Source organism: Nitrospirota bacterium, assembly GCA_016214845.1.
Taxonomy (GTDB): domain Bacteria; phylum Nitrospirota; class Thermodesulfovibrionia; order UBA6902; family UBA6902; genus SURF-23.
In genome coordinates this window covers 13142-28602 of sequence record JACRMS010000036.1, presented here as the reverse complement: position 1 = coordinate 28602, position 15461 = coordinate 13142, and the positions used below count along the sequence as shown (strand labels likewise).

Annotated in this window: 14 protein-coding genes and 1 riboswitch; of the genes, 13 read left to right on the top strand and 1 reads right to left on the bottom strand. The window is 47.9% G+C overall.

Going from position 1 to position 15461, the window contains the following annotated elements; translation table 11 throughout:
* Positions 1–47: 47 nt before the first annotated feature.
* Positions 48–1952, bottom strand: a complete 1905-nt coding sequence (glgB, locus tag HZB61_13380; GenBank protein ID MBI5057600.1) for a 1,4-alpha-glucan branching protein GlgB — start codon at positions 1950–1952, stop codon at positions 48–50.
* 252 nt (positions 1953–2204) lie between these two features.
* Between glgB and HZB61_13375 the strand changes: the two genes are divergently transcribed.
* From HZB61_13375 to HZB61_13315, 13 genes are all read left to right on the top strand, one after another.
* Positions 2205–2483 (top strand): hypothetical protein, encoded by a 279-nt coding sequence (locus tag HZB61_13375; GenBank protein ID MBI5057599.1) that lies wholly within the window; start codon positions 2205–2207, stop codon positions 2481–2483.
* 155 nt (positions 2484–2638) lie between these two features.
* Positions 2639–4078 carry an Asp-tRNA(Asn)/Glu-tRNA(Gln) amidotransferase subunit GatA gene (gene gatA / locus HZB61_13370; GenBank protein ID MBI5057598.1) on the top strand — a complete coding sequence of 480 codons (1440 nt, stop codon included), beginning with the start codon at positions 2639–2641 and terminating at the stop codon, positions 4076–4078.
* A 66-nt stretch (positions 4079–4144) separates the two neighbouring features.
* Positions 4145–4417, top strand: a complete 273-nt coding sequence (locus HZB61_13365) for a CopG family transcriptional regulator (protein MBI5057597.1) — start codon at positions 4145–4147, stop codon at positions 4415–4417.
* On the top strand, positions 4414–4839 hold the full coding sequence (locus HZB61_13360) for a PIN domain-containing protein (protein ID MBI5057596.1): 426 nt from the start codon (positions 4414–4416) through the stop codon (positions 4837–4839). The genes HZB61_13365 and HZB61_13360 overlap by 4 nt, the downstream gene beginning before the upstream one ends.
* Before the next feature lie 24 nt (positions 4840–4863).
* Complete coding sequence (gatB, locus tag HZB61_13355; protein ID MBI5057595.1) at positions 4864–6288, top strand: Asp-tRNA(Asn)/Glu-tRNA(Gln) amidotransferase subunit GatB; 1425 nt, start codon at positions 4864–4866, stop codon at positions 6286–6288.
* A gap of 57 nt (positions 6289–6345) precedes the next feature.
* Complete coding sequence (locus HZB61_13350) at positions 6346–7716, top strand: sigma-54-dependent Fis family transcriptional regulator (GenBank protein ID MBI5057594.1); 1371 nt, start codon at positions 6346–6348, stop codon at positions 7714–7716.
* 95 nt (positions 7717–7811) lie between these two features.
* Positions 7812–8675, top strand: a complete 864-nt coding sequence (locus tag HZB61_13345; GenBank protein ID MBI5057593.1) for an EamA family transporter — start codon at positions 7812–7814, stop codon at positions 8673–8675.
* 47 nt (positions 8676–8722) lie between these two features.
* Positions 8723–8830, top strand: a riboswitch (TPP riboswitch).
* A gap of 97 nt (positions 8831–8927) precedes the next feature.
* Complete coding sequence (hydG, locus tag HZB61_13340; protein ID MBI5057592.1) at positions 8928–10232, top strand: [FeFe] hydrogenase H-cluster radical SAM maturase HydG; 1305 nt, start codon at positions 8928–8930, stop codon at positions 10230–10232.
* Positions 10229–10429, top strand: coding sequence for a sulfur carrier protein ThiS (gene thiS, locus HZB61_13335; GenBank protein ID MBI5057591.1), 201 nt, complete (start codon positions 10229–10231; stop codon positions 10427–10429). Before hydG ends, thiS begins: the two co-directional genes overlap by 4 nt.
* An 89-nt stretch (positions 10430–10518) precedes the next feature.
* Complete coding sequence (locus tag HZB61_13330) at positions 10519–11289, top strand: thiazole synthase (GenBank protein ID MBI5057590.1); 771 nt, start codon at positions 10519–10521, stop codon at positions 11287–11289.
* Entirely contained in the window at positions 11286–12023 is a 738-nt protein-coding gene (gene thiE / locus HZB61_13325) for a thiamine phosphate synthase (protein MBI5057589.1), read from the top strand. Before HZB61_13330 ends, thiE begins: the two co-directional genes overlap by 4 nt.
* Positions 12024–12143: 120 nt before the next feature.
* On the top strand, positions 12144–13445 hold the full coding sequence (gene thiC, locus HZB61_13320) for a phosphomethylpyrimidine synthase ThiC (protein MBI5057588.1): 1302 nt from the start codon (positions 12144–12146) through the stop codon (positions 13443–13445).
* A 4-nt stretch (positions 13446–13449) separates the two neighbouring features.
* A complete protein-coding gene (locus HZB61_13315; GenBank protein MBI5057587.1) occupies positions 13450–15201 on the top strand; it encodes a sigma 54-interacting transcriptional regulator in 1752 nt (583 codons plus the stop codon).
* Positions 15202–15461 lie beyond the last annotated feature (260 nt).

Here is a 15461-nt window from a genome sequence, read left to right as displayed (position 1 = left end):
AGGGCCTGGAATAAAACAGGCCCTTTTTATTGGAATGTCTTTCCGGTTCAACCTTTAAAAAATAATATCCCTAATGGCGGCAGATTGAGTGAGAGCGAAAATTCCCTTCCCTGCGCCGGTATTGTTTCAGCGTGAGCGCCGCCTGCGTTGCCCTTGCCGCTTCCGCCGTATATTTCAGCGTCGCTGTTTAGAAGCTCTCTCCAGTATCCGCCGTGCGGGACACCTATTCTGTAATTCTCCCTTACTACCGGCGTGAAGTTGCAGACAACCAGAATGACCTCGCCTGTGTTCTGTCCCTTTCTGATGTAACTTATGCTGCTGTCTTCCCAGTCGCGGCAGTCTATCCACTCAAAACCGTCATTGGAAAAATCCAGTTCATGCAGTGCGGGTTCATTCCTGTAGAGGTGGTTAAGGTCCCTGACCCACTTGTTTACCCCCTGCTGAAAGGAATAGTCAAGCGAGTGCCATTCAAGGCTCTCATCATGGCACCACTCTTTCCATTGGCTGATCTCTCCTCCCATGAAAAGGAGTTTCTTGCCGGGATGCCCGTACATATACCCGAACAGAAGTCTTAAATTCGCAGAGCGCTGCCATTCGTCTCCGGGCATTTTACCAATGAGCGCTCCCTTGCCGTGGACTACCTCGTCGTGCGAAAGCGGGAGCATGAAGTTCTCGGAGAACGCGTACCAGATGCTGAATGTAAGCTGGTCGTGATAGTACTTTCTGAAGATCGGGTCTTTTGAAAAATATTTCAGGGTGTCATGCATCCACCCCATGTTCCATTTCATGCCGAACCCTAATCCTCCGACATGCGTCGGCCTTGAAACCATGGGCCATGCGGTCGATTCTTCGGCGAATGTTTGAACGTCTGGATGGTTTCCGTAAACCGCTTCGTTGAACCTTTTCAAAAAGCTTATGGCATCGAGGTCTTCCCTGCCGCCGTATATATTCGGTATCCACTCGCCTTCTTTCCTTGCGTAGTCAAGATAAAGCATTGACGCCACAGCATCGACCCTGATGCCGTCTATGTGATATTTTTCAAGCCAGAAAAGGGCGCTGCTGATGAGGAAATTCCTCACCTCGTTCCTGCCGAAGTTGAATATATAGCTGTTCCATTCAGGATGGTATCCTTTTTTCGGGTCCTGATGTTCATAGAGACAGGTGCCGTCAAAGTATGAGAGCCCGTATGCGTCAGAGGGAAAGTGCGAAGGCACCCAGTCAATAATAACGCCGATGCCGTTTTGATGCATGTAGTCGATCATGTACATAAAATCCTGCGGCGTTCCGTACCTGCTTGTTGGGGCGAAATATCCAAGGGTCTGATAACCCCATGAGCCGTAGAACGGATGCTCCATTATCGGCAGCAGCTCAACGTGGGTAAATCCCATATGCTTCACATAGTCAGTGAGATAATGGGCCATCTCACGGTAATTGAGGAATCTGTCCCCTTCCTCCGGTACCCGTCTCCATGAGCCGAGATGGACTTCGTATATGGCAAAAGGGGCGCTTAATGCATTTGCTTTACTTCTGTTCCCCATCCATTCCTGATCGTTCCATGTATAATCCAGGTCCCATATTATGGAAGCTGTTTTTGAAGGCAGTTCCCAGTAAAGCGCGTATGGATCGCCCTTGTCAATACTGTAGCCGTTGTAGTTGGATATTATGTGATACTTATAAATATTGCCTTTTTTTAAGCCGGGGATAAATCCTTCCCAAATGCCGGAGCCGTCCCACCTCGACGTGATTGGATGAGATTCCTTGTTCCAGCCATTGAAGTCCCCCATGACTGTGATCTGCTTTGCATTGGGCGCCCACACCGCGAAATAAGTGCCTTCCTGCCCGTTGACGGTCATGAGGTGGGAGCCGAGTTTATCGTAAAGTTTAAAATGGTTTCCCTCTTTGAAAAGATAAATATCGTGATCGGTAAAGAGGCTCACATCGTGTCTTACCATCTGTTCTCCTTCCGCTAAAAATTGTCTATTTTATCGCTTGCAGCAAAATGCACTACGACAAACCTGCAGGATCATACGATTATACAAAAAAAATACACAAAGCGGTAATTAAGATTTTTTTTGTTGTTTGAATTATAATTATAAAACAAGCTTATTATGTTATTTGGTTTTTAAAATGAAGTCCGAACAGCTATTCAGACAAAATGTTGTTTTAGTCCTGACAAAAGCAATTTATTTAAGAGGAGAAAGCGTATGAGAAAGCGTCAAAAGCTTATTTTAATATTCTATGTCTTTTGTGTTTTTCTGGTTACTTTTATAATAGAACCTCTTTCCAGGTATGGAATAAACTGCTCTAAAACATACTTGGGGCATCATCTGAGGCCAACAATTTTACAATTCCTGGGATTAGAGCAGTATGGAAGTTCCGCAATAGTCAATTATGTAAGCATTGACGCACCCGTAATGATTGCTGAAGTAATTTCGCTTACGGCAATAGCTGTTGCTCTCTTTCTGCTGACCAAGCAAGAATAAGCACTTCCACTTTCTCTATAACCATCCTCTTAAAAAGACTTTTCTTTAGAAGCCAATCGTGTCCTTTTGCCACGCCAAAGATTTTCTGCGGGAACAGGTTGTGAGTTGAAATAATAAAATTGTAGAATAGACTCGAAATTTATCATGGAGGATGCGTGGAACTTTACAGCCTGAATATTCAGGAGGCCAAAGCAGCTATCGACAAAGGCGATATCACTCCTGAGGAATTGACTGAGGCGATATTTAAAAGAATAGAGACTGTTGAAGATAAAATACACTCCTTCGTCACTATCAATAAAGAAAATGCGCTGCTTCAGGCAAAGGCGACTGGAAACAACAAGCGTCCGCTCGCTGGGATTCCTCTTGCGATAAAAGACAATATGTGCACAAAGGGCGTAAGGACCACCTGTTCATCAAAGATACTTGAGAACTTTGTCCCGCCTTATGAAGGCACAGCCACAAATAAGTTAAAAGAGCAGGGATATATATTGATCGGCAAGACAAATCTCGATGAATTCGCTATGGGTTCATCAACAGAGAATTCGGCATTCGTAACAACAAGAAATCCATGGGACGTTACACGCGTGCCCGGCGGCTCAAGCGGGGGCTCAGCCGCGGCGGTTGCCGCTGATATGTGTTTAGCGGCCCTCGGCTCTGATACCGGAGGCTCGATACGCCAGCCCGCCTCATTCTGCGGTGTGGTCGGATTAAAACCGACGTACGGACGTGTCTCGCGTTACGGGCTTGTCGCCTTTGCATCATCACTTGACCAGATAGGTCCTATCACAAAGACCGTGAAGGATTCCGCGATCCTTCTCAATGTCATCAGCGGACATGACGCCTGTGATTCAACATCAGCCGATCTGCCGGTGCCTGATTTTACATCCGTCCTCGGTCAGGACATAAAAGGGATGAGGCTTGGTGTTCCAAAAGAATATTTCATCGCGGGGATGGACAAGGAAGTTGAAGAATCAGTGAAACAGGCGATCAGGAAACTCGAATCCCTCGGCGCCATTCCTGTAGAAATTTCCCTCCCGCATACTGAATACGCGGTTGCGGCTTATTACATCCTCGCCACTTCCGAGGCCTCGTCAAACCTTGCGCGGTATGACGGAGTTAAGTACGGTCTGCGTGTCGAAGGGAAAGACCTTATCGACATGTACATGAATACAAGAGAAGCGGGATTCGGAGCTGAGGTGAAGAGGAGGATAATCCTTGGGACGTATGCCCTATCATCGGGATATTATGACGCTTACTACAAAAAGGCCCAGCAGGTCAGGACATTAATAATGAATGACTTCGGGAAGGCGTTTGAAAAAGTCGACGCGATAGTAACGCCGACAGCCCCAAACCCCGCATTTAAAGTTGGAGAGAAGGCAGACGACCCTCTCCAGATGTACCTTGCCGATATCTTCACCATCTCGGTAAACCTTGCGGGAGCCCCGGGTATTTCAATCCCCTGCGGTTTCACCTCCCAAAACCTGCCGGTGGGTTTGCAGATTATCGGGAAGCACTTCGACGAAGAAACGATATTGAAGATTTCATACGCCTATGAGCAGTCAACCGATTGGCATAAGAGGAAACCGAATTTATAGGCGCAGGCTGCGAACAGTCGTTGACATACACACATAACTCAATTATGATATGTGTAGGAGGCGAATATGTCAAAAGTAAGATTTCAGATGTTTCTGGAAGAAGATCAAAAAGAAGTGCTTGAAAGACTGCAGCAAGATACTGGGGCTTCTGTCGCAGAGATGGTGCGGGAAGCTATTGACAGGTTTTTAAAAGAAAAGAAGAAACTTCGGGGAAAGTCTTTTAAGGATGAAACAATTGAAAAACTTCTGTCAGTAGCAGGTATTTGCAAAGACGGACCGCCCGACCTTGCAGACAACCACGACTACTATCTTTATGGTCTGCCTAAGAAAAGGAAATGAAAAAGGTCTTTTTTGACACATGGGGTTGGAGCGCAATAGCTAATAAAAATGACGACCATCATAAACCCGTGCTCTCTTTTTACAAATCCTTTCTTCTTGGCAAGGGACTTCCGGTTACTACAGATTATATTCTTGCTGAAACCATTAACCTTTTGAGGGCCAGAATAAATCCGTATAGCACTGCAGATTTCATTGAAGCAATTCTTATTGCGGCCAGGAAGGGCAAAATAATTCTGGAAAAGATAGATGAAAAGCGATGGGCAAAGGCATGGGAGTTAAGCAAAAAATATAATGATAAACCGCATATCTCCTTTTTCGATTTTACTTCCTTTGTAGTCCTGAAAGAGATAGGCGTCTCGGAGGTCCTGACTGCCGACAAACATTTTGAAGACGTGGGAATGGGACTTAAAAAGTTGTTTTGATATCTAAACAATAAGAGGTTATAAATGCGATACGAAACGGTCATAGGGCTTGAGATACACGCGCAGTTGCTGACGGAATCGAAAATGTTCTGCGGGTGCTCCGTAAAATTCGGCTCGGAGCCGAACACGCAGACATGTCCGGTTTGCATCGGGATGCCGGGTGTCCTGCCTGTGGCAAACAGGAAGGCCATTGAGTATGTGATAAAGACCGGACTTGCCGTAGATTGCAAGATCGCGCCTTACAGCAGGTTTGCCAGAAAGAATTATTTTTATCCCGACCTTCCCAAAGGATACCAGATAAGCCAGTACGAACTCCCAATATGCGAGCACGGTTCCGTGGAGATCACTGTCAATGGCGGCACAAGAAAAATTGGCCTCACAAGGATACATCTTGAGGAAGATGCGGGGAAGAACATTCATGAAGGGGCCGGTAATTACAGTTATGTTGATTTAAACAGGGCGGGCACGCCGCTGATGGAGATCGTCTCGGAGCCTGACATCCGCACTCCGCAGGAAGCTGCTGAGTTCGTGAAAAAATTAAGGGCGATTGTCCGCTATCTTGGCGTGTGCGACGGGAATATGGAACAGGGTTCTTTAAGATGCGACGCGAATGTGTCAGTCAGGCCGGAGGGCCGGAATGAATTCGGGACAAAGACCGAGATCAAGAACATGAATTCCTTCAAGTACATTGAGAAGGCGCTTGATTATGAGATAAAGAGGCAGATAAAAGTCTTGAATGAAGGAGGCAGGATAACCCAGGAGACGCGCCTCTGGAACACAGCAAAGGGCATAACTGAATCCATGCGTTCAAAGGAAGAGGCGCATGACTACCGCTACTTCCCCGACCCTGATCTCGTGCCTGTTGAGGTTGACGACAAATGGATCGAACAGATAAAGTCGCAGCTTGTCGAACTGCCTGATCCAAGACGGCAGAGATTCATCAGTCAACATGGCCTCCCCGAACAAGACGCTGAACTGCTTACATCTGAAAGATCGATCGCGGAGTGGTTTGAGCAGGCTGTCACTTTAGGCGGCGAACCGAAAGCCGTAAGCAACTGGATGATGGGCGAGCTGATGAGGCTTCTCAATGAAGAAGGAAAACAGATCGAGGAATCCGCGCTGAAGCCCGGACAACTCGTCGGCTTGTTGAAGCTGATAGATAAAAATATAATTAGCGGCAAGATCGCGAAAACCGTTTTTGAGGAAATATATAAAACCGGCAAGGATGCGGAAGTTATAGTGAAGGAGAAGGGCCTTGTTCAGGTAAGCGACGAATCCGAGATTGAGAAAGTAATAGATGAGGTCATCGCAAACAATCCTAAAGAGGTGGAACGTTTCAAATCAGGCGAAGAAAAACTCCTCGGTTTCTTCGCGGGACAGATAATGAAGGCAACAAAGGGCAAGGCCAATCCAAAGATCGTGAATGAGCTGTTGAGAAAAAAACTGTAGGGGCGGGTTTCAAACCCGCCCCTACAACCGTGTAGATCAAATTATTTAATTGACATCATGGAAAAAATTCTCGTTGTAGAAGACAAGGAGTCCATGGCCCGGATGCTCAGGGAGACCCTTGAGCTTTTCGGGTTTGAGGTTGTCACTGCAAAAGACGGGGCCGAGGGGATAAAGATCATCAGGGAGAATAAGGTAGACCTTGTCCTTACCGATCTGAAGTTACCGAGGAAAGACGGCATCGAGGTCTTGAAGGCATCGAAAGATGAAAACCCTTTGACCCCCGTGATTGTCATGACCGCGTTCGGCTCTGTTGAGACCGCCGTCAATGCCATGAAGCTCGGCGCGTATGATTTCATCACAAAGCCCCTTGATACCGACCACCTGCATCTGCTCATAGAGCGGTCTCTTAAAAACAGGAGACTCGCAACTGAAAACCTGCTTTTGAAAGACGCCTTGTCACAGCACATCGGGATGCCGGACATCATTGGCAAAAGCCCGAAGATGCTCGCTGTGGCAGAGAACATCCAGAAGGTGTCCCCGACAAAGTCCACCGTCTTACTGCTTGGAGAATCAGGCACGGGGAAGGAGCTCTTCGCAAGAGCTATCCATGAATTGAGCCCGAGAAAAGAACTTCCTTTTGTGCCGATAAACTGCGCCGCTATTCCAAGGGAATTGCTTGAGTCCGAACTCTTTGGCTATGAAAAAGGCGCGTTCACAGGGGCCGGCGAGAAAAAGCTTGGCAAATTCGAGCTCGCAAACAAGGGCACTATATTTCTTGATGAGATCGGAGAGATGGATATCACTCTGCAAACAAAGGTGTTGCGGGCCCTGCAGGAAGGCGAGATCGACAGGGTCGGCGGCACAAATTCCATCAAAATAGATATCAGGATAATTGCCGCAAGCAATAAAGACCTTGAAGCTGCTGTGGCAGGAAATTTATTCCGGCAGGACCTTTACTACAGGCTGAGCGTCTTCCCGATCACCATTCCTCCCCTGAGAGAGAGAAAAGAAGACATCCCCGCGCTGGTCGAACACTTTATTGCAAAATTATCTGCCGAGATGAACATACCGCACAAAAATATAAGCCGGGAAGCAATGGATGTCCTGAAAGACTATTCGTGGAAAGGCAATGTGCGCGAACTTGAAAACGTCATCGAGAGGGCGATGATTCTCTGCGACGGCGGCACGATAACTCAAATGGAACTCCGGCTTACTCCGCTGGATACCCCCGGAGGGAAACTTGAAGATATCGCTCCCGACGGCACGCTTGATGAAGTCGCAAAGGCCGCCCTCAGGATCGCCGAATCACGAAGGATCAGGAAGGCCCTTGAAGACACGCACGGAAATAAAACCAGGGCAGCGGAGATTTTAAAAGTCAGCTACAAGACATTGTTGACCAAGATCAAGGACTACAATCTCGAAAAATAAAAGTGGGAAGTAAGAAGTGAGAACTAAGAAGTGAAGATAAACAACCACAGACAGGGACTTCCAACTTCTTATTTCTTACTTCCTGCTTAGATGTCATGTGGATCATCTACGCCCTCTTGACAGCAATCCTTCTCGCCACAAGCGATGCCCTGACAAAGCGCGTCCTTGCGTCGCGGGATGAATACTTTGTCGCGTGGGCAAGACTGCTGTTTTCCCTCCCGGTTTTTCTGGCCTGTTTGCTGTTTATCGAGATACCGCCCCTGAACAAAAATTTCTGGCTTGCAACTGTAATCGCCATGCCGTTTGAGATAATCGCCATGATCCTGTACACAAAGGCCTTGAAGGTCTCGCCCATCAGCCTTACTGCACCGTTTCTCTCGCTGACCCCGCTGTTGTTGATCCTCATGTCTTACTTCATTCTTGGTGAAAAGGTTTCTTTGACCGGCGGCATCGGGGTCCTCTTCATCGCGTCCGGCAGCTACACGCTTCATATCCATAAGGTGCGGCACTCTCTGCTGGAGCCTGTAAAGGCAGTCTTCAGGGAAAAAGGCTCTGTGCTGATGATAATTGTCGCCTTCATTTTCAGCATTACATCTTCTCTCGGCAAGATGGCGATCACGAATTCGTCCCCGGTCTTCTTCGGCAGTTTTTACTTTATACTCCTGACCATCCTGTTTACTCCGATAGCCTTGAGTAAAAGCAGGGACAGGATCGCCATAACAGGAAAGGACATTCTGCCTCTTGCGGCGATCGGCATTACTTATGCCCTGATGATAGTATTTCACATGACTGCAATGGGCCTTACAAAGGTCGCCTATATGATCTCGGTAAAACGCATGAGCCTGCTCTTCAGCATCCTTTACGGGCATCTTTTATTTAAAGAAGAAAAGATCGCTGAAAGGGCTATCGGCGGAGTAATGATGTTCATCGGTTTCCTGCTGATCGTATTGAGCAGATAATGCCCGTGTGTTACGCTTGACACCATTTCTTTGATAGCAGTATACTTTAAATACCCTAGGGGAGGCTTTACAGCCTGAGAGTTTCCGCAGTGCCGGGAAGACCCTCTGAACCTGAACCGGGTAATACCAGCGAAGGAAAGGGAAGAGCAGAACGTGATGCCGTGTTCCCTTTAATATGCAGCCATAGGGAATGCGGTTTTTTAGTTTGTGGTAGGGGCGAGTTTTAAACCCGCCCTTACAAAGGTATTAATTATGAAACACATAAACACAGATTCCTCCCGCATCAAAGAAATCCTCGCCAAATCACTTGAGATGCAGGTTTTAAATCTCACTGAAGTGTCTGCGCTTTTGGCGCTTGAGGACAAAGACCTCTGGCTGGAAGCGCTTGATACGGCGCGCAGGGTAAAGGAAAAAGTATACGGAAAAAGGATCGTCCTTTTTGCGCCTCTATATCTTTCCAATGAATGCACGAACGACTGCCTCTACTGCGGCTTCAGGACGGGCAACCGGGATGCGCGAAGAAAGACATTGAGTGTGGATGAAGCGGTGCAGGAAGCAAAACTTTTGTCCGGCAGGGGATATAAAAGATTACTTCTCGTGGCAAGCGAGCACACAAAACTTGCGGGCATTGATTACATTGAAAAGGTTGTCCGCGCGATCTATGAGAGCACGGACATCCGCATTTTACACGCAAACGCGGCGCCGATGAGCGTGGAGGATTTCAAGAGATTAAAGAGTTCCGGCATCGGCGTGTATCAGTGTTTTCAGGAGACCTATCACATCCCTACGTACAGGCATATGCATCCAACGGGACCGAAATCAGATTATGCCTGGAGGCTCAATGCAATGGACAGGGCTATTGAGGCCGGGTTTGAAGACGTCGGAATGGGCGTGCTGCTTGGCCTTTATGACTGGCGCTGGGAAGTCGGGGCCTTGATCGCGCACAGCAAAAGACTGATAAGCAAATACGGTTTCGGGCCTCATACCCTCTCGGTCCCACGGCTTCAGCCCGCGCAGGGTTCGCAGATAACTTCCCGTTACAGGGTTTCTGACGATGATTTCAAAAAAATAGTCGCCATTTACAGATTGGCGCTCCCGTATGTCGGAGTTGTTGTCTCCACACGAGAGCATGCCGGTTTGAGGGACGAATTGCTGTGCATCGGCGCATCGCAGATATCAGCGGGATCTAAGACCAGCCCTTCGGGATATCTGCATGACGGCGATACCGAGCAATTTGAGATAGGCGACACAAGAGGGCTTGAAGAAATTATCGGCAAGATCGTAAGTCTCGGTCTTATGCCGAGTCTCTGCACGGCCTGCTACAGAGAGGGAAGAAGCGGTGAGACTTTCAGGCATCTTGCAGAGGGGGAAACAATTAAAAACTTCTGTCACGAGAATGCAGTCCTCTCGCTCAAAGAATATATGGAAGACTGCGCTTCAGATGAAGTGAAGGAACAATTGCGAAAAATCCTGGACGCAGAGCTTACAAAGAGCGCAAACGGCCTCGCTGAGAAATTCAAATTAATAGAAAAAGGGAAGAGAGATATTCATATATGAAAATAAAATTAAACGGAAACGAAACTGATCTAAATGACAACCTCACAGTCGCCGGACTTCTTGAGACATTGCGGATTGAACCTGCAAGGGTCGCTGTTGAGGTAAATCTGAATATTATTAAAAAATGCGATTTTCAGAATCATGTCCTTAAAGACGGCGATGCAGTAGAGGTTGTGAATTTTGTCGGAGGCGGATGAACAGCAGGGGTTAGTTGTTAGGGGTTGGGGATTAGTCTTTTAACCAATCCCCAACCCCTAATCCCCAATCCCCTAAAATGGAGGAACGTATGGACGATAAATTGATCATCAAAGGCATTGAATTCAAATCCCGTCTCTGGGTCGGGACAGGGAAGTATAAAGATTTTGAAGAGACGAGAAAGGCCATTGAGGCGTCAGGCGCGGACGTTGTTACGGTCGCAGTGAGGAGGGTGAATATCTTTGACAGGAAGTCGGAAAACCTTTTTGACTATATTGATCCGAAGAAATACAGGATCCTGCCGAACACCGCGGGGTGCTACACAATGGAAGACGCGTTGAGATACGCGCGGCTTGCGAGGGAGGCAGGCGTTTCAGACCTCATCAAGCTTGAGGTCATCGGCGATGAAAAAACCCTCTTCCCCGATAACTGCGCCACACTGAAAGCAACCGAGATTTTAGCTAAAGAGGGCTTTATTGTTCTGCCCTACATAAATGATGATCCTGTTATGGCGTTGAGACTTGTGGATGCGGGAGCTGCCGCTGTAATGCCGCTTGCCGCGCCGATCGGGTCGGGGCTTGGAATAAGAAATCCTTACAACATAAAAATAATACTTGAACAGGCAAAGGTGCCGATCATAGTTGACGCCGGAGTGGGAACTGCCTCGGATGTCGCGCTCGCAATGGAGCTCGGATGCGACGCAGTATTATTGAACACCGCGATAGCCGGGGCAAAAGACCCGATCTCGATGGCGGAGGCCATGAAGCATGGAGTAATCGCGGGACGCCTCGCATACAAAGCTGGAAGGATGCCGAAGAAACTCTACGCAACAGCAAGCAGCCCGATAGAGGGAATGCTGTGAAGCAAGTCAGAAGTCAGAAGTCAGAAGTCAGAAGTAAAAAAACAAAACACGGACTCCCGGCTTTGGGCTTTAGACTTTATCTGATTACTGATAGAAAACAGTTCAGAGAAACTTCTCACTTCTCACTTCCCACTTCTCACTTAATGACCGCCATCAGGCAGTCATTAAAAGGCGGGGTGAAGGCGATTCAACTGAGAGAGAAAGATTTAGAGACTCGAGAATTATTAAAACTGGCATACAGGATGAGAGAGCTGACCGAAAAATATAATGCGAAGCTTTTCATTAACGACAGGTCCGATATTGCGCTTGCTGTTGGCGCAGACGGCGTTCACCTCACGCAAAACAGCATTCCCGCGGACGCGGTTAGAAAAGCCGTTCACTCGTCACTCGTCACTCGTCACTCGTCACCTTTTTTGATCGGCGTCTCAACACATTCCTTGAAAGAGGCAAAAGAGGCTGAGAAGGCCGGGGCTGACTTTATAACATTTGGACCTATTTATAAAACTCCGTCGAAATTAAAATACGGAAAACCTCCGGGGCTTGACACGTTGAAAAAAGTCAGCAGAAAAATCAAGGTCCCTGTTTTCGCAATCGGCGGGATAAAAAGCCACAGGGTGAATGAAGCTAAAAACGCAGGGGCTTACGGAGTCGCTATGATATCGGAGATTTTGGGGGCGGATGATATTAAGGGAAAGACGAGAGAGATGATTGGCTTGTTAGAAGATATAAATTAAATATTAAGTAGTGCGATGTCATTCCCGCGAAGGCGGGAATCCAGAGAAATGTTGGGCAATTCATGAATTGCCCTTACTGGATTCCGCATCAAGTGCGGAATGACAATCAAGGAGAATATTATGAAAAAACCGTTACAGCATACGAGAATTGAGCTTGCAAAGAAAGGCATCATCACCGATGAGGTGAAACAGGTTGCCATTGATGAAGGTGTCGAGCCTGAAAGACTTTCTCAGGACATCGCGTCAGGCGTCAGTGTTATATCGAGAAACGCGTTCCACGATATTAAACCTCTCGGCATCGGGCGAGGTCTGAGGACAAAGGTAAACGCCAACATCGGGACGTCCAAGGACAAGATCTCGCTTGATGAGGAGATGGAGAAGCTCGATGTCCTGGTGAAATACGGGGCTGACGCCGTGATGGACCTTTCAACAGGCGGCCCGATAAAGGACATCAGAAAACTGCTCCTCAGAAAATCGCCCATTGCGGTCGGCACTGTTCCCATTTATGAAGCGGTCGCAAAGGCTGCCGGGGACAAAGGCTCGATCTCAAGGATGAGCGCTGATGACCTTTTTAACATCATTGAGGAGCACGCTGATCAGGGCGTTGATTTCGTGACCGTCCACTGCGGGCTGACAAGAAAAACTATTCAAACCCTGAGAGAAGACGGCAGGATACTCGATATCGTAAGCCGGGGCGGCGCATTCCTCGTTGAATGGATGATCTACAATGACAGGGAGAATCCGCTTTATGAAAAATATGACCGCCTTCTCGATATAGCGCGAAAGTATGATCTTACATTGAGCCTCGGCGATGCCGCGCGTCCCGGGTGTCTTGCCGACGCAACTGACAGGACACAGATGGATGAGCTTCTGACCCTTGGCGCATTGAGAGACAGGGCGCTTGAAGCCGGCGTGCAGGTCATCATTGAAGGCCCCGGCCATGTGCCGCTGGACCAGGTTGAGCTTAATATCAGGATGCAGAAAGAGATCTGCAAGGGCGCGCCATTTTATGTTCTCGGCCCCCTTGTGACAGACATCGCGATGGGCTATGATCATATTGCCGCAGCTATCGGCGGGGCCATCGGCGGAGCGGCAGGAGCTGATTTCCTCTGCTATGTTACGCCTGCCGAGCACATCAGGCTGCCGAATATAGAAGACGTAAAAGAAGGCGTTATCGCATTAAAGATCGCGGCGCATGCCGCTGATATAGCAAAAGGCGTCAAAGGCGCGATTGACCTCGACATCGAAATGGCAAAGAGAAGAAAGGCGCTTGACTGGAACGGCCAGATAGCTTTGTCATTGAATCCCGATAAGGTCAGGCAGTGGCGCGCTGAAGTCCCTCCTACAGAATCGCACGTATGCAGCATGTGCGGAGATTTCTGCGCCATCAAAACAGTTGAAGAGGCGTTGAGGAGACGTTAAGGCTATGAAAAAGAAACTGGACAACAATTGCCGGCTTATTCTTCAGAACATCGGGGAAGGGATTGTTGTTATAAGCCTCGAAGGCAAGATCATGTTTGTTAACGATACGGCAAAGAATTTTATAGGACTGCCGGACACGGTCCCTGAGGGACTTTCCTGCAAAGAAGTAATGAATACCGATCTCTGCCTGACCGGCTGCCCCCTGCACACTATTGTAAATAACAGTTGCGCTTCCCACTTTATCAATATTAATCTGCATAAGCGCAACAGCCTTCCAATCCCCCTGTGCCTGAATGTCTCGCCGCTGAAGGACGCTAACGGAAACACCATCGGCGTCATCGAGAATTTCAGGCCTATGAGGGACATTGTTGAGATAATAGACTCGCTGGAAAAAAACAACGTCCTTCTTTCACAGGAAAAAAGCCGGATAGACTCCATCATCAACAGCCTCGCTGACGGCGTTTTCACAACAGACGCGGAGATGAGGATCACGAGCTTTAATGAAGGGCTTGAACAGCTTACGGGCTTAAAGGCAAAGGAAGCCATCGGACGTAAATGCAGCGAGGTGTTGATGGCTGACAACTGCGACAGGGAATGCCCTCTTTTATTTGCCTTGAGAAATGGATACGGATTGGCCAATTGCAAAGAAAGGATAGTCGGAAAAGACGGGGCCACGATACCGGTTTATCTCTCGACCGCAATTCTCAAAGATAACGCCGGGAGGAACGTCGGGCTTGTAGCCACCATAAAAGACGCTACAGAGACCGAAAGGCTGAAGAGGGAGCTGAATGAGAGATACAGGTTCTCCAACATCATCGGCGGCAGCAGGGAGATGCAGGAGATATTTGACTCGATTGAGGCCATGAGTGATACGGACTGCGTTGTCCTTATCCAGGGAGGAAGCGGCACCGGCAAGGAGCTCATCGCAAGGGCCGTTCATCATCACAGCCCAAGGAGAGACAAGCCTTTTATAAAGGTCAACTGCGCTGCGATAGTTGAGGGTCTCTTTGAAAGCGAATTGTTCGGCCACGTTAAAGGGGCCTTCACAGGCGCCATCAGGGACAAGATAGGGAAATTTGAACTGGCGGACGGGGGCACGATATTCCTTGACGAGATAGGAGACATGCCGATTTCGTCACAGCCGAAGCTGCTGCGCGTGCTGCAGGACGGGGAATTTGAAAGGGTCGGCGATGTAAAGACAAAGAAAGTGGATGTAAGGGTCATTGCCGCCACAAATATTGATTTAAGAGAAGCAATAAAGACCAAAAAATTCCGGGAGGACCTCTTTTACAGATTATGCGTTGTCCCGGTAAAAGTGCCTCATCTCAGAGAGAGAAAGGAAGACATACCACTGCTTGTCAATCATTTCCTCGAAAAATGCGCCCTGAAATTCCCTCACAGAAAAAAGATCACAGATGTCTCGCAGGAGGCCATGCTGGCTTTCATGGAGTATGAATGGCCCGGCAATGTGAGAGAACTTGAGAACATTATAGAACATGCCTATATTCGCGCCCTGGGAAATGTAATCGAGCTCAATTCCCTTCCCCGGCATATAGCCACAATTTGTAAACAGGGCCGGACGGAAAATGAAACTGACGACAAACCCGGAGGGGTAGCTGAGATGGAAAAGCTGGTTATCCAGAACGGGCTGATAAAGCATAAAGGCAACCTGTCAAAGACCGCAAAGGGCCTCGGCATCAGCCGGACCACCCTCTGGAGAAAGATCAAAAAATATAACCTGCCCGTAACAAGCTGAAACAACTGTTTCAGCAATAATGTTTCACTTCTAAACATCCGGGGATTTCATTCTGCAGTACCCTCGCCTGATTTATTTAATGTTATCCATATGTTCAGTAATTCCTAAAACGTTCCACTTCATTAGCACGAATGTTGCGTTTTATTTTTTGTAATAAACGAGACTCTTGCAAAAGTTTTTGTTCGTCATTCCCGAGGTCTTTTATCGGGAATCCAGTATTCTTTAAGACCAAAGACTTCTGGATACCCGCCTTCGCGGGT

Bases quoted from the DNA above. Each gene is read 5' to 3' on its own strand.
- thiS (MBI5057591.1), top strand. From the start codon at position 10,229: ATGAAAATAAAATTAAACGGAAACGAAACTGATCTAAATGACAACCTC.
- HZB61_13350 (MBI5057594.1), top strand. From the start codon at position 6,346: ATGGAAAAAATTCTCGTTGTAGAAGACAAGGAGTCCATGGCCCGGATG.
- thiC (MBI5057588.1), top strand. From the start codon at position 12,144: ATGAAAAAACCGTTACAGCATACGAGAATTGAGCTTGCAAAGAAAGGC.
- HZB61_13315 (MBI5057587.1), top strand. From the start codon at position 13,450: ATGAAAAAGAAACTGGACAACAATTGCCGGCTTATTCTTCAGAACATC.
- glgB (MBI5057600.1), bottom strand. From the start codon at position 1,952: ATGGTAAGACACGATGTGAGCCTCTTTACCGATCACGATATTTATCTT.
- HZB61_13375 (MBI5057599.1), top strand. From the start codon at position 2,205: ATGAGAAAGCGTCAAAAGCTTATTTTAATATTCTATGTCTTTTGTGTT.
- gatB (MBI5057595.1), top strand. From the start codon at position 4,864: ATGCGATACGAAACGGTCATAGGGCTTGAGATACACGCGCAGTTGCTG.
- HZB61_13365 (MBI5057597.1), top strand. From the start codon at position 4,145: ATGTCAAAAGTAAGATTTCAGATGTTTCTGGAAGAAGATCAAAAAGAA.
- HZB61_13360 (MBI5057596.1), top strand. From the start codon at position 4,414: ATGAAAAAGGTCTTTTTTGACACATGGGGTTGGAGCGCAATAGCTAAT.
- HZB61_13330 (MBI5057590.1), top strand. From the start codon at position 10,519: ATGGACGATAAATTGATCATCAAAGGCATTGAATTCAAATCCCGTCTC.
- hydG (MBI5057592.1), top strand. From the start codon at position 8,928: ATGAAACACATAAACACAGATTCCTCCCGCATCAAAGAAATCCTCGCC.
- HZB61_13345 (MBI5057593.1), top strand. From the start codon at position 7,812: ATGTGGATCATCTACGCCCTCTTGACAGCAATCCTTCTCGCCACAAGC.